The organism is Bacillus sp. SJZ110, from assembly GCF_006715455.1.
In the GTDB taxonomy this organism is placed as follows: Bacteria; Bacillota; Bacilli; order Bacillales; family Bacillaceae; genus Bacillus; species Bacillus subtilis.
On record NZ_VFNF01000001.1, the window covers coordinates 1,031,677 to 1,049,383 of the forward strand.

Below are 17,707 nucleotides of genomic sequence, written 5' to 3' on the forward strand. Positions count from 1 at the left end.
GGATTATTTTTGAGAAAATGTGTTAAGTTAAATATACACTAATTATAGAAAGAAGGTGATCCCATGCCAAACAAAAGTAAACCCAATAGATTAATCAATGAGAAATCACCATACTTACTCCAACACGCCCACAACCCTGTTGACTGGTACCCTTGGGGAGAAGAAGCATTTGAAAAAGCAACACGCGAAAACAAGCCGGTTCTGGTCAGCATCGGTTATTCGACTTGTCATTGGTGCCACGTGATGGCCCACGAAAGCTTTGAAGACGAAGAAATCGCGCGTCTTCTCAATGAACGGTTTGTGGCGATTAAAGTCGACCGGGAAGAGCGGCCGGATGTGGATTCTGTTTATATGAGAATCTGCCAGCTGATGACCGGGCAGGGCGGCTGGCCGCTGAATGTGTTTATCACGCCTGATCAAAAGCCGTTTTACGCGGGTACATATTTTCCAAAGACGAGCAAATTCAATCGTCCCGGTTTTGTTGATGTGCTTGAGCATCTGTCTGAGACGTTTGCGAACGACCGCGAGCATGTCGAGGATATTGCGGAGAACGCCGCTAAACATTTGCAGACCAAAACAGCTGCAAAAACTGGTGAGGGCCTTAGCGAATTAGCAATTCACCGGACATTCCAGCAGCTTGCCAGCGGATTTGACACGATCTACGGCGGTTTCGGGCAGGCACCGAAGTTTCCAATGCCTCATATGCTGATGTATTTGCTTCGCTATGATCACAATACAGGGCAGGAGAACGCTCTATACAACGTGACGAAAACATTGGACAGCATGGCGAATGGCGGTATTTACGATCATATCGGCTATGGGTTCGCCCGCTATTCGACTGATGACGAGTGGCTCGTTCCCCACTTTGAAAAAATGCTGTACGACAATGCGCTGCTGCTGACCGCTTATACCGAAGCCTACCAGGTCACGCAAAACAGCCGCTATAAAGAGATTTGTGAGCAGATCATTACGTTCATTCAGCGGGAAATGACCCATGAAGACGGAAGCTTTTTCTCTGGTTTAGACGCGGATACAGAAGGAGAAGAAGGAAAGTACTACGTGTGGTCAAAGGAAGAGATTCTAAAAACGCTCGGAGACGATCTCGGAACGCTGTATTGCCAAGTGTATGACATTACTGAAGAAGGAAACTTTGAAGGCAAAAATATTCCGAATCTCATTCACACAAAGCGGGAACAAATCAAAGAGGATGCCGTGTTAACCGAAAAAGAGCTCAGCCTCAAACTCGAAGACGCAAGACAGCAGCTCTTGAAGACACGCGAGGAAAGAACCTATCCGCATGTCGATGATAAAGTGCTTACCTCATGGAACGCGCTGATGATCGCGGGTCTTGCGAAAGCGGCAAAGGTATACCAGGAGCCGAAATATCTCAGCCTAGCGAAACACGCCATCACATTTATTGAAAACAAATTAATCATCGACGGCCGTGTGATGGTCCGATATCGTGATGGCGAAGTGAAAAACAAAGGCTTTATCGACGATTACGCTTTTCTCCTATGGGCTTATCTGGATCTCTATGAAGCTTCGTTTGATCTTTCTTATTTACAAAAAGCGAAGAAACTGACAGACGATATGATCAGCTTATTTTGGGATGAGGAGCATGGCGGATTCTACTTCACCGGACACGATGCAGAAGCCTTAATCGTACGGGAAAAAGAAGTGTACGACGGCGCCGTGCCTTCCGGAAACAGTGTGGCAGCTGTTCAGTTGCTGCGTCTCGGGCAAGTCACAGGCGACTTATCACTGATCGAAAAAGCGGAAACAATGTTTTCCGTATTCAAGCCAGACATCGACGCGTATCCAAGCGGCCATGCTTTCTTTATGCAAAGTGTGTTAAGACATCTGATGCCTAAGAAAGAAATCGTGATTTTTGGCAGCGCAGACGATCCAGCCAGAAAACAAATCATAACAGAGCTCCAAAAAGCCTTTAAGCCTAACGACTCCATTCTGGTAGCAGAGCATCCTGATCAATGCAAAGACATTGCGCCATTCGCTGCAGACTACCGCATCATAGACGGCAAAACAACCGTGTATATTTGTGAAAACTTCGCCTGCCAGCAGCCGACAACAAATATCGAAGAAGCGATCCACACATTAATAAGCAGCAGGGATTAAGACCCTTGCTGCTTACTTTTTGATTTCTTATGGTACCATAAAGCGATCCCCGCAAACACAAGGTTGACCGCTATCGTAAAGAAAGCCTCCCACATCGGGTTCCCCCGCGTAACGGTAAACAGAGAAGGAATTCCTCCATACACACTGTTTTTTTCTGTAATAAACATACACAAAAACATATTATTCGCGGCATGGGCGCCAAGTGATATTTCGATGCTTCCAGTTTTAATCGTGTAATAGGTCCACACAAAACCAAATGTTAAATACTCAATTCCTGCCCAGACAGCGCCGTTGTTCATTTCTGGATTCGCAAAATGCAATACGCCAAACAATCCTCCGACAATCAGTGTCAAAAATAGAGGATTTTTCGTCAATCTCCCGAAAGCTTGAAGCAAAAATCCCCTGAAAAACAGTTCCTCAGCTGATGTCTGAATCGGAACCAAAATGAGGGCAGCCGCTAGCAGCCAGATAAATCGTGATGCATCAAAGGCTTGCATTGAATAGCTATCAGGATGAATCACAAAATCAATCAATTGTACGGCGATCATCAGCAAGAAATAAGCAATAAAACCAAAGGAAATTCTCCGCCAATTCATCTTTGAATTTGGTGTTATCACCGTTCGGAAAGGCCGATTCAAAATAAAGCGCACAGCCAGCCAAACTCCCGGAATGGCGAATAAATAAATCACATGGGACAAATAAAGATCTACGAGAGGATCACTCAGCACAGCTTCATCCAAATCAAACGTGATATTGGGATTCACAATAACCGTGAACAGTATAGCGAAAAGGTAAGCTATATTCCCGAATACATATAACCCTACCATCACCAAAAAAGCGAAAAAATATCTCCACAACGTATTGTTTCCTTCTATAGGACGGATAAATGAATTCATTCCTTCTATGTCTCTTCCTTTCAATGAGAATATTACTATATATTTGCATAAATTGGTCTATGAATCTACTGTTTTGGAAATCTTTTAAGCAAAATTAAAATATAAAGTGTGAATTTAGTTCTTCCATCTAGTGATTTGAACTCTGTTGCCAATGAACCAAGATACTTATAATAGTCCCAAGAGGGGAATTTTCAGTCTTTTCTTACTACTCAAAAGGGGGTTTTTTATGAATACGATCTTCAAACAAAAGAATACACATCCTTTCTCAAACGCAGCGAATCGTTTAGACCGCCTTCCGATTTCACGCGTTCATTTCCAAGTGTTAACCGCTCTCGGCATTGTTTATTTCTTTGATCTCGCAGATTTATTTACCCTCAGCAATGTAGCGCCGGCGCTGATCGAGCATTGGGGCATCCCGCTTTCAACTATTGCTAACGTAACGGCTGCTTCGTTTTTAGGCATGTTTTTAGGCGCTTCACTGGGCGGACGGCTGTCCGATCGAATCGGCCGCAAAAAAGCCTTAAATCTATTTGTCTTTGTTTTCTCAATCGCATCGCTATGCAATGCTGCGGCATGGGACATTCCATCTTTAATGACATTCCGTTTCCTCACCGGATTTGGCGTTGCAGCCGCCATGGTCATTACGAATAGCTATTTGGCGGAATTTTTCCCTTCAAGTGTACGTGGAAAATATATTTCTTTTTGTGCCATGATTGGATTGATTGGGGTTCCGATCACCAACATTGTGTCTGCCTTTGTCATTCCTCTTGGTTCATGGGGATGGAGGCTAGTATTTGTATGGGGTGCCGTCGGCCTTATTTATTTTTTCTTCATCCGCCGTCTGGAAGAGTCACCTCGCTGGCACGAAAATCGCGGGGAATATACGAAAGCCGATGCGATCCTCACCCGAATTGAAGAACAGGTTGAAAAGGAGAAAGGCCCGCTTCCGGCAGCATCCCAGCCTAAAGTAAGCGAAACTGTTAAGCAGAATGCAGGTTACGCAGGCTTATTGAAAGGCAGAAACCTCAAAATCACCATCGTATTATCTGCTGTATGGATTTTTGAAACGTTTGGGTTTTACGGATTTGCTTCATGGGTTCCAAGCCTGCTAAAAAGTAATGGCGTAACCATGGAAAATACATTATGGTATAACGTATTGCATTCCGTCGGCGCTCCGCTTGGCGCACTGCTCGGCTCCATGATTTCCGAAAGATTTCAAAGAAAATGGATTTTAGCTGCGAGTGCGTTTCTGACGGCCATCGCCGGGCTCTTATATGGTATGACTTTTATTCCCATCATGATCATTGTATTTGGTTTTATCGTGAATATCACAGAACGGGTCTTTACCTCGAACTTATACGCCTATACATCTGAACCTTATCCGACTGAATACCGCTCGTCTGGCAGCGGTTTAGCCTATGGTCTTGGCCGTTTTTCAAACATTTTTGGCTCATTGCTTGTCGGATTTATTGCCGTTCAGCTCGGCTATATCAGCGTCTTCTTATTTATTGGGGGCTGTTGGCTCGCATGCTCCTTGCTGTTAATCTTCTTCGGTCCTAATACGAATGCAAAACAGATTTAAAAAAGTCAGTGCGGATCTGCCGCACTGATCTCATTACAATTGCTTCAAAATCCTTGCGGGGTTTCCGCCTACAACAGTATTAGCGGGTACATCCTTAGTGACAACAGATCCAGAAGCAATCACTGCGTTATCACCGATTGTCACTCCCGGGTTAATCACCGCCCGGCCTCCAATCCAAACTTGATCTCCAATTGTCACAGGCTTACCGAACTCCTTCCCGGATTTCCTTTCGATCGGATCAAGAGGATGACCGGCCGTGTAGATATGTACACCTGGCGCAATCAAACAATGACGGCCGATACGCACCTCACACACATCTAAAATGACACAGTCAAAATTAACAAATGTATGATCTCCGATATGAATATGATAGCCATAATCACAGCGGAATGTCGGCAAAATCGTGACTTGATCCCCAACCGAACCGAGCAGCTCCTTCAAAAGCTCTGTCCGCACTATATCATCTTCCGGTGTTTCGTTATATTGTCTAATCAGCTGTCTCGCATGCTTGCGTTCTAGTAATAGTTGTTGATCTTCCGAATTGTATAATTCTCCGGCTGCCATTTTTTCTTTTTCTGTCCTCAGCATTTAAGTCACTCCAGATGTCAGATTGTAATCTCGATCAAATTTCCTTCATCATCCTCAATCACGCTTTCATAGTAGCCGTCTCCTGTTGTCCTCGGGCCGTTTACTACTGCGAAACCATCCGCCTTCAATCGATCAGTCAGTTCGTCAACTTTCTCCCGGCTCCCAACGGAAAAGGCAATATGTGCCCAGCCTGTCATTGTTTGTGAGGGCGGATCGGTCACATTCCCTTTTTTCATAATTTCCAGCCTTGCTCCGGAATCAAACGTAATAAAATAAGACTTAAAATCTTTTTTCTCATTATGATACAAATCATTCGCTTCGCCATTAAAATACGATTCATAAAAAGACTTCATTCGCTCTAAATCATTGACCCAGACCGCTGTATGTTCAATCTGCATTTCTTCCTCCTCCTTCGCCTTCAATGAAGTTATAAGGTATGAAATGCATTTCAGTTCAAGCTTTTTTCTTAAATTTATGCTGAATTTTGATATCAGCGGGTTCATCCTGCAAAAATAGAGAAAATGCTGCGATGCCGAGCTGCTCAAGATTCAAATCAAGCGACGGAAAACCAAGAACACGGCTGATAGAAGTATTTCCCTCGCCTATGATTTCAACATCCCAATTATTCTTTTTGGCAAATAGATGAATTCCAGCTGCCACTTCATCACTATTTGCATAAATAGCAGTCGGAACCCGCCCGCTCATATAAAAATGTTCAGCTGCCAGCTCACCATCATTCATATCGTTGCATCCGGACAGCATATGGCGGTCTTCCAACCTTCCGCAGACAGCTTTATAGGCCGCAGCTTTATCAGCCGTGCTCGGGCTCCTATCAGCTTCTCTGACACACGTAAAAGCAATATTCTCATGCCCGCGGCTCTTTAAATAGCGAAAGCTCTCTGCATAAGCAGTTTTTCTGTCATTAAAAGCACAAGGGACATCAATGTCTCCGGTATCCTCACAAGCGATGACCGGCCCATATTCCTGATAAGCTAAAATGCTGTCCCAATGATTGGCGCGGGAAGTAATGATGAGACCGTCTATTTTCTTCGTTCTTAACAGCTCTAAATATTTGATTTCAATATCGGGGTTATAATTGGTGGGGAGAAGGGTCGTTGCATACTCATGCTGAAAAGCCGCCTTGGTGATTCCGTTAACGATTTTATCAAAGCAGGGATGATCGCTATAAGGCAGAATCACACCGACCGTATGGGTTTTCCCGCGAATGAGATCGATTGCGGTTCGATTTGGCGTATAATCCAAATCCTTCATGACTTGATGAACAAGCTTTCTCTTTTCTTCAGATACATACGGATGATGATTCAATACACGCGAGACAGTCGAAACAGATACATTTGCCAGTCTTGCGATCTCTTTTATATTTGCCATCTCTTTCTCCTTTTCATATAAAAAAAAGCAGTAAGTGTAAAATCCTTACTGCTATCTCATCATATATTGATGATAAGTTCAACAGGACAATGGTCGGAACCCATGACGTCCGCTGATATGCTGGCATCTTCAATCTGTTCCTTAAGGCTTTCAGAAACAACAAAATAATCAATCCGCCAACCAATATTTCTGTCCCGGGCGCCGGCACGATACGACCACCAGGAATAAGCGCCTTCAAGATCAGGATAAACATGACGAAAAGAATCAACAAAGCCAGCTTCTAAGAAACTAGTGAATGCCTCTCTTTCTTGATCTGAAAATCCAGCATTATTCCGGTTCGCCTTTGGATTTTTCAAATCAATCTCCTGATGGGCTACATTCAAATCACCGCATAAAATCACTGGTTTTTTCTGATCCAATTCAAGAATATAAGACAATAAAGCCTCTTCCCATTGCATGCGGTAATCAATCCGCTCTAATCCCCTTCTGGAATTGGGCGTGTAAACAGTCATCACAAACACGTTTTCAAATTCCAGCGTAATCACTCTGCCTTCTTGGTCATGCTCTTCTACTCCGATACCGTAGATGACCTGCAGCGGTTCTTGCTTAGAAAAAACAGCTGTGCCGGAATATCCTTTTTTCACTGCATAATTCCAGTACACATGATAGTCTTCAGGCTGGAGATCAACCTGGCCGTCCTGTATCTTCGTTTCCTGAAGACATATAATATCTGCATCCTCTTCTTTCAAATAAGAGAGGAAATCCATTTTTCTCATCACAGCCCGCAGGCCGTTTACATTCCATGAAATCAACTTCATGTTTCATCCTCCCCCCTATAAAAAAGAGCAAGAACCCGAAGGTCCTTGCTCTTTACATATCAGCTTACTCACCGCTTACGTATGGAAGTAAAGCCATTTGACGTGCGCGTTTGATCGCTGCAGTCAATTTACGTTGGTATTTAGCGTTTGTTCCAGTTACACGACGTGGTAAAATTTTACCGCGCTCAGAAACAAACTTTTTAAGAAGATCTACATCTTTGTAGTCGATGTGCGTGATACCGTTAGAAGTGAAATAACACACTTTACGGCGTTTCGCACGACCGCCTCTGCGTCCTCCTGCCATTGTCATTTCCCTCCTTTCTTTTTCATTTTAGGCGATAATCACATTAGAATGGAAGATCATCATCCGAGATGTCAATCGGTTTGCCGTCGTTGGCAAATGGGTCATCATTAAAGCTGTTCCCCTGATTGCGTCTCTGGTTGTTTTGATTTCCCCCAAATGGATTATCATTTTGGCCTCCGCCAAAGTACTGGCCTCCGCCGCTGTTTCCTTCGTTGTATCCACCTGAACCAGAACCGCCGCCGTTTTTCGGCTCAAGAAATTGAACACTTTCAGCTTGGACCTCTGTCACGAAGACACGCTGTCCTTGCTGGTTTTCATAGTTTCTTGTTTGTAAACGGCCATCTACGCCTGCAAGGCTTCCTTTTTTCAAGAAGTTTGCAACGTTTTCGGCTTGTCTTCTCCAAGTGACACAATTAATGAAATCGGCCTCACGTTCTCCGGACTGGTTCGTAAATGTACGATTCACAGCAAGAGTAAACGTAGCAACAGCCGCACCGTTTGGCGTATAACGAAGCTCTGGGTCTTTTGTCAGTCTTCCGACTAATACAACTCGGTTAAGCATAAGAAAGACCACCTTTTACCATTATATATTTCAAAATTGCTTATTCTTCTTCTTTAACAACAATGTGGCGAATGATATCGTCACTGATCTTAGCTAGACGGTCAAATTCTTGAACTGCCGCAGCGTCAGATTGAACGTTTACGATTTGGTAGAAACCGTCGCGGAAATCGTTGATTTCGTAAGCAAGACGACGTTTACCCCAATCCTTTGTTCCAGTGATCTCCGCACCGTTAGAAGTCAGAACGTTGTTGAAACGCTCGATAACTGCTTTTTTAGACTCTTCGTCAATGTTTGGGCGGATAATGTACATAACTTCGTACTTTCTCATCTGTTTGCACCTCCTTTTGGACTAAGCGGCCCATAATGGGCAAGGAGCAATAATTCTATTACTCACAATTTTATATTATACCAAAGCTCTTGTCCCTTTACAACTGCATCCTATACATTAAATCGGAAATGAATAACATCTCCGTCTTGGACCACATATTCTTTCCCTTCAAGGCGGACTTTTCCTGCCTCTTTAGCTCCTGCCATACCGCCGCCCGCAAGAAGATCCTCATAAGCAACTGTCTCAGCACGAATGAAGCCCCGCTCAAAGTCACTATGAATAATTCCTGCACACTCAGGGGCTTTCATGCCTTTTTTGAATGTCCAAGCTCTGACTTCCTGTTCTCCGGCTGTGAAATATGTTGCGAGGCCGAGAAGAGAGTAAGACGCTTTGATCAGCTGATCAAGACCTGATTCTTGAATGCCCAGCTCTTCCAAGAACATTTGCTTTTCTTCGCCTTCAAGCTCAGCGATTTCAGATTCGATTTTTGCACATACAACGATAACTTCTGCATTTTCGCCGGCAGCGTACTCGCGAATCTTCGCTACATTTTCATTGCCAGATGGATCAGCAACTTCATCTTCACTTACGTTGGCCACGTACAAAATAGGCTTCGAAGTCAGTAAATGGAGCTGCTTCACAAGCTTTTGCTGCTCTTCAGTGAATTCTACAGATCGAGCAGGCTTTTCACTCTCAAACGCTTCTTTCAGTTTAGATAAAATCTCAAACTCAAATACAGCGTCTTTATCTTTTTGCTTCGCAAGCTTGCTGACGCGTGTAATCCGCTTTTCAACCGTTTCCATATCAGCGAGGATCAGCTCAAGGTTGATCGTTTCAATGTCATCAATCGGATCAACCTTTCCGGAAACGTGTGTAATGTTGTCATCGGAAAAAGCACGGACAACGTGGCAAATCGCGTCAACTTGGCGAATATGAGATAGGAACTTGTTGCCGAGTCCTTCTCCTTTAGATGCGCCCTTTACAATCCCTGCAATATCAGTGAATTCAAAAGCAGTCGGCACAGTCTTCTTCGGGTTGACCAGCTCAGTCAGCTTTTGCAGACGATCATCCGGTACCTCTACAATTCCCACGTTCGGATCAATTGTACAGAACGGGTAGTTGGCTGATTCGGCACCGGCCTGTGTAATTGCGTTAAATAGTGTTGATTTTCCGACGTTCGGCAAACCAACAATTCCAGCTGTTAAAGCCATTCTTTCATCTCCTCTATATAAAACCGTCATTGTATGAACGTATTTTGAACCTAGAGCAATTATAAGGAGGTTCACTGGAAAAGACAAGCTGACAAAAAAGCATTTTCAGCTTGCCAATCCCTTTGATTATGCTTTTTTCAAGCCTACTAAACAGTCAAAAAGCGTACTTCCCATTCCATTATCAGAATTTGTATCATTTGTCAGTGCATTGACTGACCCTCCAAAAGCCGCCCACATGCCTTCATCTATATTAATCGTCTTCGCATGAGCCTGCTTCATCACTTTCACCTTGCCCTTCATGCTTCCGCGGTCATTAAAGATGACAACTTCGTCTCCATCCTGAAGATCCTGCCCAGCCGCTATATCTGGAGAAATATCGACCTGAACGTGCTGAAGCTTTTCAATAAACGGCACATGCTGTGAATGATTGGAACGCTGCGGATGAATGGATAAGAGCGTATAAGGGTACTTTCCAGCTAACTCCTCATTATGGAAAACAGATTCTTCGGGCACATTTAATTGAAGCGAGCCGCTAAATCCTTTTTGCTCAGCTAGCGACGAAGTAAATTCAAATTTTCCACTCGGCGTCAAAAACTGATAATCATCCCACGGCACCTGTTTTACTGGAAGAGGGAGGTGGCCTTTTTCTTTTAAACGCTCAAGTGTCACATCCTCTGCTTCCAATGAAGAAAGCCCCATCTCTAAAAATTCTTGAGTGCTGTATTCAAACAGCTCGCCAAACCCAAGACGTTTTGCAAGCTCTGACCAGATCCAGCTGTCCGATTTCGCTTCACCCTGCGGCTCCACAAGCTTCTTCCCGTACTGAACATAATGATGATACATACTGGAATAGTAGATATCTTCTTCTTCAAAAACAGTGGCAGTCGGCAAAACATAATCACACAGCTCTGCGGTATCCGTCATAATGGAATCAATCGCGACCGTCATTGGAACCTTTTCAAATGCTTGTCTCACCTTATTTGTATTCGGCACCTGAGTCAGCGGATTTCCGCACGTCACAATAATCATCTCAATCGCAGGATCAGCAGCGGTCAACACTTCTTCAGCCTGTGTCATCATTGAAAAAGAACGGGATGTTGTTTTTAATTCCGGCAGCGTCAGCTTTGTTTTTGCAAAGCTCTCACCAATCTGGACATTTCCGAAATTCGCGCCGCCGCCCTTAATTCCGACATTTCCGCTTGCCGCCACAAGTGCATCAATCCAACGAATCGTTCCCCCGCCGTTTTTATATCGCTGCATGCCAAGCCCCATAAAAGTAGACACCGGACCATCAGCATACAAACCTGCCAAATACTCCAGCTCCTCCATAGAAGTTTCTGTTTTCACAATAAACTCTTCCAGAGAAACGGTCTTCAAAAGCTCTTTCACATCATCAAAACCGACAGAATGCTCAGAAATAAACGTTTCATCCGTTCTTCCCATCTCAATCAGAACCTTCAAAACGGCTGCCGCAAGCCAGCCGTCCATTCCAGGCTTTACAGAGATATAGCGGTCGGCAAGCTTAGCAGTCGGGTTGAAGATCGGATCAATCACCGTAATCGTGGCGCCCTTCTTTTTCACCTGCTGCAAGTGATGGTATAAGTGCATATTTGTTCTTGATACATTTCTTCCCCACACAACAACATGCTTGCTGTTGTAAATATCAAGCGGTCCGTGACCGTACGAACGGCCAAAATCCCAGCTTTGCGCCTCGATACCGGAGCCCCAGCATATGCTTCCGACGATTTCGGTCACGCCGCCATATCCATTAAAAAAACGCTGATCAAGCGCTTTTAACAGACCGTTATTCGCATAATCATGGCTGTGCAAAACAGCAGTCGTCTCCGACGTTTCCTTGATTTCCCGAAGTTTATCGGCAATTTCATCAAGTGCCTGCTCCCAAGAAATCCGCACAAACTCGCCATTTTGTTTTTTCATTGGATAGCGAAGCCGATCAGGCGAATTTGTTTTTGTCTCAAGCATTCTGCCGCGGCCGCAGATTTTACCTTCCGTAATCGGATGGTTTGGATCTCCGTCCACTTTTGTTACCTTTCCATCATCAACAGTCACCAAAAAGCCGCAGCTGTCCCAACAATTCAGCGGACATGCCGACTGATGCACTTTGCTCATCGCCGTCTTCTCCTTACCTTCTATATGAAAAAGCATGAGTGTCGGCCTATTTATGAAGTAGGCTCCTCATGCTTGACTAGTACTTTTTTTAGTTTTCTTTCAAATTCTCTTCTCGGAATCATAACACTGTGAGAGCATCCCTCACACTTAATTCGAATATCCATTCCCATGCGTATAATTTTCCAGCTGTTCGCTCCGCATGGATGCGGTTTTTTCATTTCTACGATATCATTCAGGCCAAAGTCTTTATCCGCCAAGACCCTTCACCTCTTTTCCTAAACTGCTGTATCTATTGTACAAAAAAACTGATCATAAGAGCAATCAAGATACCCGAAAAGAAATACATCCTCTTATTTCCATTTACTCAAAATAGGATATAAGAGCAGACAAACTAACAAATACAAATTGAGCATCCCATATATCGGATACAAGAACGCGATCAAATCAGAAAATCCGAAAGAAGTAAAAGGTACCATTAACACTAACAAAATCAACACAATCATCCATCTCGGCATATGAATAAACGCCATCAGCCGGCTGGACAAACCCAGCAAACCAGCTACCGTCGTCGTGTAAATCGCCAGGCACAGCACCGCCGTCATACATAAAAAAAGGAAATAAGGCGCACCCTCCAGAACGGCAAACAGCGGTATTTCAAACTGAGAAAGGGAGCCCGCCAGCTCCACCAACGTTTCATTATAAACAAATGAGATCACGCCAAAAATAAGACCGCTTGCCACACTTGCGATTTTTGCTTCTCCGAGCCCTTTCATCTCTTTCCCAACAGAGGATAAAATCGCAACAACTGAAAGGATGTTTAAAGAGGTAAACGTAATGCTCGCAGGCCAGTTATACTGCTGGGACAAATCAATCGTCCACGTATGGTGATGTGTGCTCTGAAAGGAGATCAGCGCATATAAAAGCCCCGCTACTAACACAGGAATCAAAATACTATTTATAGATAATATTCCTTTCACATCCCACAAAAACAAGCACACTGTCACGATGCAAATCAGCGTGATTCCCCACCAGAAAGGAAGCTTGTACATTTGCAGGGTCACACCGCCTCCGGCAATCATCACCATAGTCGTCGAAAACAAATAAAAAATGATGAGGACATCATAAATTTTCGCCAGCCATGGCCCCATTAAATGCTCCAGAACCGGCAGAAAATGAGTGGATTGAACCTTAAAACTGATTTTCATCACAATATAAGACGAGAAAATGAACATAATTGTAAACAGCACAATAGCAAGTCCGCTTTCCGCCCCAAAAAACTGCCATATCTCCTGACCGCTCGCATATCCGGCCCCGATCAGGCTCCCTAATATGAGCAGCATCCACTTCATTCCGGCTCTCCACAACACTATCACCTCATAGACAAAGTTCAGCTTGTTCCCGTTATTGTTACTATATAAATAAAGGAAAGCAAAAATGCCATATTTTCATAGACATTTGAACACAAGCTGAAATTATCATACGAAATACACATAAAAAAAGACTGCTAATACGGCAGTCTAAAAAGAGATATTTATTTGTTTGTCCGCGGAATGAAGAAGTGAACTTCACTCTTCACTTTTTTCTAACCATTCCTACCTATTCAAGTGTTTCATAAGCAGACCATTGCTTGATCATGATCGAGGCAATGGGGGACAATACTTGTAATCGCCCACTAACCATTCATATCATGCCCTCTACTTTTTTAAAATCTCCGGTGTCATACACAAAGCATAAAAAACCGTACTGCTGGATATACTGTAAACAACCTTACATAACGAAACACACACCATAGCAATTCTGTTACCTACTATAACAAGGAAGTGAAACCCATGAATCGAAAAGGCGGGCTTTTTTCCTCTCAGGAACGAGTAAAACAATATGTTTCACATACAGATGCAGCTGCAGCAAAACAAATCCAAACCATTCTTTCTTCATCCTTACGTAAAGCTGCCGGCAAACCAATTGTTGTGGTTTGTATCGGAACAGACCGTTCAACCGGTGATTCATTGGGCCCGCTCGTAGGAATGAAACTCAAACAGATGCAGCTCACCAGATTCCATGTCTACGGAACCTTATCTGACCCCGTCCATGCTGTGAACATGAAGGATAAAATCAATGATATTCATAAATTACATAAAAACCCATTTGTTATAGCAGTGGATGCATGCTTAGGCCGCGTTAAGAGTGTGGGTTCATTTCAAATCGGGGACGGGCCATTAAAGCCCGGAGCCGGTGTACAAAAAGACCTTCCTGAAGTGGGAGATCTTCATATTAACGGAATCGTGAATGTTAGCGGTTTTATGGAATATTTTGTATTGCAAAATACTAGACTCAACTTGGTCATGAATATGGCAAATGTTCTAGCGGAAGGTTTGAGTTTAACAGATCGGACAGAGTGGAGGCAAGAACGCATTAACCCGCTGCAAAGGCTCACTGGGCGCATATAAAACAAAAACCATCTTCGTTTGAAAGATGGTTTTTTCATTTATGATTCTCGTTCAGACAAAAGCTCTAAAATCCGGTCAAGGTCTTCATTAGAGAAAAATTCAATTTCGATTTTGCCTTTTTTCTTCTGTCTTTTAATATTAACTGTTGTTCCAAAATAATTTTGGAGATAGGATTCCCGTTCTTTTAGAACCGCATCTTTCACAGGTTCTTTTTTCTTTGTTTCACGTGGAACATTCTGATTCAACTGCTGAATCAGCTGCTCAAGCTGGCGAACATTGAGCTGCTCCGCAATCACTTTTTGTACCAGCGGTTCAAGCTTATTTTTGTTTTTTAAGCCAAGAAGCGTGCGTCCATGTCCCATAGAAAGCGTACCTTCGGCAATAAGCTGCTGAATATTTTCTGGCAGTGTCAGCAGTCTTAAATGATTCGCAATATGCGGTCTGCTTTTTCCAAGACGTTTGGCAAGCTGCTCTTGCGTGAGATCTAAGTGTTTCAGCAAGGAGTCATATGCCTGAGCCTCTTCAAGCGGAGATAGATCTTCACGCTGAAGGTTTTCTAATAAAGCAATTTCCCTCATTAACGCCTCTGATAATTCACGGACAATGGCCGGAACTGTATCTAAACCTGCCAGCTTTGCCGCTCGAAAACGCCGTTCACCCGCAACAATATCATAGCCTTTTAAAGATTTTCTGACGATAAGCGGCTGAAGAATGCCATGCTGCAACACAGATTCTTTTAGTTCAGCTAATGCCTCGTCATCAAAGTGTTTTCTTGGCTGATAAGGATTAGGGCGTAAATCGGCAATTTTAATTTCTTCAACTGTCTCTTCAGACAAATCTACCTGATTAAATAACGCATTAATCCCTTTTCCAAGGCCTTTAGCCATTCGCAGCCACTTCCTTTGCTAAATCTAAATATACTTCCGCACCTCTTGACCGCGGATCGTATAAAATGATGGGTTTTCCGTGACTCGGTGCCTCACTCAGACGGACATTACGCGGAATAACTGTCTTATATACTTTATCCCTAAAATACTTTTTAACCTCTTCAATCACTTGAATACCAAGGTTTGTCCGGGCATCAAGCATTGTCAGCAATACACCTTCAATCATTAAATCAGTATTCAAATGCTTTTGCACAAGACGTACTGTATTTAATAACTGGCTGAGACCCTCCAAGGCATAATATTCGCACTGTACAGGAATCACAACGGAATCCGAGGCAGTAAGGGCATTAATCGTCAGCAAGCCCAATGACGGCGGACAATCAATGATAATATAATCATAATTTTGCTTTACTGCTTCAAGCGCTCTCTTCAATCTCACTTCTCTTGATATTGTAGGAACCAGCTCGATCTCAGCCCCTGCAAGCTGAATCGTCGCAGGAATCACATCCAAGTTCTCTACTGTCGTTGCTTTAATAATATCTATTACATCTGCATCATCTACTAAAATATCGTACACACACTGCTCTACATCGGCTTTTTCAATCCCTAATCCGCTTGTCGCATTTCCCTGCGGATCAATATCTACCAGCAGAACCCTTTTCCCTATGTAAGCTAAACATGCCCCAAGGTTGACAGACGTCGTTGTTTTGCCGACCCCGCCTTTTTGGTTCGTAATTGCTATGATTTTTCCCACGATGTCACCTACTTTCACATGAACATGTACTATCTTGCTTCTATTCTATCAAAAAAAGATTAAAGCGTTTCATTTTTTTCATCATTTTGTTCCGAATCAGAAGGGAAATAATTGAAAATTCAAGCACGCTTTATGCTTTCTCTTATAAATTCTGCAATTTCTATGTTTTTTTGACTTAAAAAAGGAATTTCTTAAAGAAAAAAAGAAGAAGTCACAGTACAGAACGTGGAAACAGGATGGTGAGAAAATGGTTTATCAAACGAAGAGAGATGTACCCGTTACGCTGATGATTGTGTTTCTCATATTACTGATACAAGCAGATGCCATTGTTCCTTTTGTGCTGGGAAATATGAGAGTTTCCGGCTGGATCATTTTTATTCTGCTGACTCTTTTAAATGGACTCATCATTTGGAGCTTTATTGACCTAAAATATGTATTGAAGGAACACCATCTGATCATTAAAGCCGGATTGATCAAACATCAAATTCCTTATGAAAACATCGAGAAAATCGTTCAAAAAAAGAAACTGTGGTCCGGTTTTCGTCTGATCGGCTCTCGCCATGCCATCACAATATATTATCAGGGGGGATGGGGACATGCAGTAATTTCACCGCAAAAATCTGAAGAGTTTATCCACAAACTCAAAGAAAAGAATTCTAATATAATAATTTTCACTAAAAGTAAGTGATTACCTTTTATTAAAAATATAAAAAGCTCTCCTGCTTTTCAGGAGAGCTTCTATTTTGGTATGCGAATCGTTAATTGAATATATTCTTCAAATTCTTCTTCTTCCGTATTCAATTTTACACCGCTGTCTTCCACCATTGATAGTGACTGGCGAATCGTGTTCATCGCAATTCTTGTATCTCTGCTGAATGCTTTGCGTCTCGGCTTTGGCTTTCTCTGGCCTTGCTCCAGCATTTTCACCACGCGGTCTTCTGTCTGCTTTACATTTAAACTTTTCTCAATAATCTCTGTGAGCAGTGTGACTTGGAGCTCAGGCTGTTTCAGCGGAATCAGTGCTCTGGCATGGCGCTCGGTGATTTTCTTCTCCATAATCGCCTCTTGGACCGGCTGAGGCAGCTTTAATAACCGAAGCTTATTCGCGATTGTAGACTGCCCTTTTCCTAAGCGCTGTGCGAGTGCCTCCTGTGTTAAATCATGCAGCTCAAGCAGCCTAGCATAAGCATGCGCTTCCTCAATAGAAGACAGTTCTTCCCGCTGCAAGTTTTCGATTAACGCCACAGAAGCGGTTTCCGTGTCGGAAAAATCCTTAATAATTGCCGGAATCTTTTCCCACTCAAGCGATTGCACCGCTCTCCAGCGTCTTTCACCTGCAATGAGTTCGTATTGGCCTTCTTCTTCTGTATGCCTAACAACAATCGGCTGAATAATGCCGTGTGTATGAATGGTCATTGCTAACTCTTTGATTTTTTCATCTGAGAAAATGGTGCGTGGCTGAAAACGGTTGGGAACGATAGCATTTACCGGTATTTCCAGAATCTCTTCTTTGTTTGTATCATGTTCAGCAATCTCCGGCTCCTGTTCCTTCTCACCAAGCCCGAAGAAACGAGAGAATGAATGCTTCATGTACCTACACCACCTTTAAAAACTGCCATTTTTATAATTCTATTTTCTCATGGTTTTTCCTGCTGTACATCCATCAATTTTGATGAAA

General features: G+C 43.2%; 19 protein-coding genes. 4 read left to right on the plus strand and 15 right to left on the minus strand.

Annotated elements, in window-relative coordinates:
- Nucleotides 1–63 precede the first annotated feature (63 nt).
- Entirely contained in the window at nt 64–2,133 is a 2,070-nt protein-coding gene (locus FB592_RS05245) for a thioredoxin domain-containing protein (RefSeq protein ID WP_141949353.1), read from the plus strand.
- On the opposite strand, the gene FB592_RS05250 is transcribed toward FB592_RS05245, so the two are convergent.
- Nucleotides 2,130–3,029 carry a CPBP family intramembrane glutamic endopeptidase gene (locus tag FB592_RS05250; protein WP_141949354.1) on the minus strand — a complete coding sequence of 300 codons (900 nt, stop codon included), beginning with the start codon at nt 3,027–3,029 and terminating at the stop codon, nt 2,130–2,132. The two genes, FB592_RS05245 and FB592_RS05250, sit on opposite strands and share 4 nt — an antisense overlap.
- 226 nt (nt 3,030–3,255) lie before the next feature.
- Here FB592_RS05250 and FB592_RS05255 point away from each other — a divergent pair, with 226 nt between their 5' ends.
- Nucleotides 3,256–4,611: an MFS transporter gene (locus FB592_RS05255; RefSeq protein ID WP_038828056.1), complete on the plus strand. Its 1,356-nt coding sequence runs from the start codon at nt 3,256–3,258 to the stop codon at nt 4,609–4,611.
- Between the two features lie 33 nt (nt 4,612–4,644).
- Here the strand turns inward: FB592_RS05255 and FB592_RS05260 are convergent, their stop codons facing one another.
- The 11 genes from FB592_RS05260 to FB592_RS05310 all read right to left on the minus strand — a co-directional run bounded on the left by FB592_RS05260 (nt 4,645) and on the right by FB592_RS05310 (nt 13,308).
- The gene (locus tag FB592_RS05260; RefSeq protein WP_015250785.1) at nt 4,645–5,199 is read right to left on the minus strand and encodes a sugar O-acetyltransferase; all 555 of its coding nucleotides are present in this window, start codon (nt 5,197–5,199) and stop codon (nt 4,645–4,647) included.
- A gap of 17 nt (nt 5,200–5,216) precedes the next feature.
- Nucleotides 5,217–5,597 carry a VOC family protein gene (locus FB592_RS05265; RefSeq protein ID WP_003244460.1) on the minus strand — a complete coding sequence of 127 codons (381 nt, stop codon included), beginning with the start codon at nt 5,595–5,597 and terminating at the stop codon, nt 5,217–5,219.
- A 55-nt stretch (nt 5,598–5,652) separates the two neighbouring features.
- Entirely contained in the window at nt 5,653–6,588 is a 936-nt protein-coding gene (gene ccpB / locus FB592_RS05270; RefSeq protein WP_141949355.1) for a transcriptional regulator CcpB, read from the minus strand.
- A gap of 59 nt (nt 6,589–6,647) precedes the next feature.
- The gene (gene xth / locus FB592_RS05275; RefSeq protein WP_141949356.1) at nt 6,648–7,406 is read right to left on the minus strand and encodes an exodeoxyribonuclease III; all 759 of its coding nucleotides are present in this window, start codon (nt 7,404–7,406) and stop codon (nt 6,648–6,650) included.
- A 64-nt stretch (nt 7,407–7,470) separates the two neighbouring features.
- Nucleotides 7,471–7,710, minus strand: a complete 240-nt coding sequence (rpsR, locus tag FB592_RS05280) for a 30S ribosomal protein S18 (protein ID WP_003219224.1) — start codon at nt 7,708–7,710, stop codon at nt 7,471–7,473.
- Between the two features lie 43 nt (nt 7,711–7,753).
- Nucleotides 7,754–8,272 (minus strand): single-stranded DNA-binding protein SsbA, encoded by a 519-nt coding sequence (gene ssbA / locus FB592_RS05285; protein ID WP_003219228.1) that lies wholly within the window; start codon nt 8,270–8,272, stop codon nt 7,754–7,756.
- A gap of 40 nt (nt 8,273–8,312) precedes the next feature.
- Nucleotides 8,313–8,600 (minus strand): 30S ribosomal protein S6, encoded by a 288-nt coding sequence (gene rpsF, locus FB592_RS05290; RefSeq protein WP_003244064.1) that lies wholly within the window; start codon nt 8,598–8,600, stop codon nt 8,313–8,315.
- A 110-nt stretch (nt 8,601–8,710) separates the two neighbouring features.
- Entirely contained in the window at nt 8,711–9,811 is a 1,101-nt protein-coding gene (gene ychF / locus FB592_RS05295; RefSeq protein ID WP_003242727.1) for a redox-regulated ATPase YchF, read from the minus strand.
- A 126-nt stretch (nt 9,812–9,937) separates the two neighbouring features.
- Nucleotides 9,938–11,941 carry a molybdopterin-dependent oxidoreductase gene (locus tag FB592_RS05300; protein ID WP_003244290.1) on the minus strand — a complete coding sequence of 668 codons (2,004 nt, stop codon included), beginning with the start codon at nt 11,939–11,941 and terminating at the stop codon, nt 9,938–9,940.
- 50 nt (nt 11,942–11,991) lie between these two features.
- On the minus strand, nt 11,992–12,198 hold the full coding sequence (locus FB592_RS05305; protein WP_003226838.1) for a DUF951 domain-containing protein: 207 nt from the start codon (nt 12,196–12,198) through the stop codon (nt 11,992–11,994).
- 93 nt (nt 12,199–12,291) lie between these two features.
- A complete protein-coding gene (locus tag FB592_RS05310; RefSeq protein WP_010886647.1) occupies nt 12,292–13,308 on the minus strand; it encodes a YkvI family membrane protein in 1,017 nt (338 codons plus the stop codon).
- 462 nt (nt 13,309–13,770) lie between these two features.
- Here FB592_RS05310 and yyaC point away from each other — a divergent pair, with 462 nt between their 5' ends.
- A complete protein-coding gene (yyaC, locus tag FB592_RS05315; protein ID WP_003226834.1) occupies nt 13,771–14,388 on the plus strand; it encodes a spore protease YyaC in 618 nt (205 codons plus the stop codon).
- A 38-nt stretch (nt 14,389–14,426) separates the two neighbouring features.
- Here the strand turns inward: yyaC and spo0J are convergent, their stop codons facing one another.
- The gene (gene spo0J / locus FB592_RS05320) at nt 14,427–15,275 is read right to left on the minus strand and encodes a stage 0 sporulation protein Spo0J (protein ID WP_003226832.1); all 849 of its coding nucleotides are present in this window, start codon (nt 15,273–15,275) and stop codon (nt 14,427–14,429) included.
- Nucleotides 15,268–16,029, minus strand: a complete 762-nt coding sequence (gene soj, locus FB592_RS05325; protein WP_003219244.1) for a sporulation initiation inhibitor protein Soj — start codon at nt 16,027–16,029, stop codon at nt 15,268–15,270. Before soj ends, spo0J begins: the two co-directional genes overlap by 8 nt.
- Nucleotides 16,030–16,276: 247 nt before the next feature.
- Between soj and FB592_RS05330 the strand changes: the two genes are divergently transcribed.
- Nucleotides 16,277–16,717 (plus strand): PH domain-containing protein, encoded by a 441-nt coding sequence (locus tag FB592_RS05330; protein WP_076457319.1) that lies wholly within the window; start codon nt 16,277–16,279, stop codon nt 16,715–16,717.
- A 50-nt stretch (nt 16,718–16,767) separates the two neighbouring features.
- Here FB592_RS05330 and noc read toward each other — a convergent pair whose 3' ends face one another.
- On the minus strand, nt 16,768–17,619 hold the full coding sequence (noc, locus tag FB592_RS05335; RefSeq protein ID WP_003226829.1) for a nucleoid occlusion protein: 852 nt from the start codon (nt 17,617–17,619) through the stop codon (nt 16,768–16,770).
- Nucleotides 17,620–17,707: the final 88 nt, after the last annotated feature.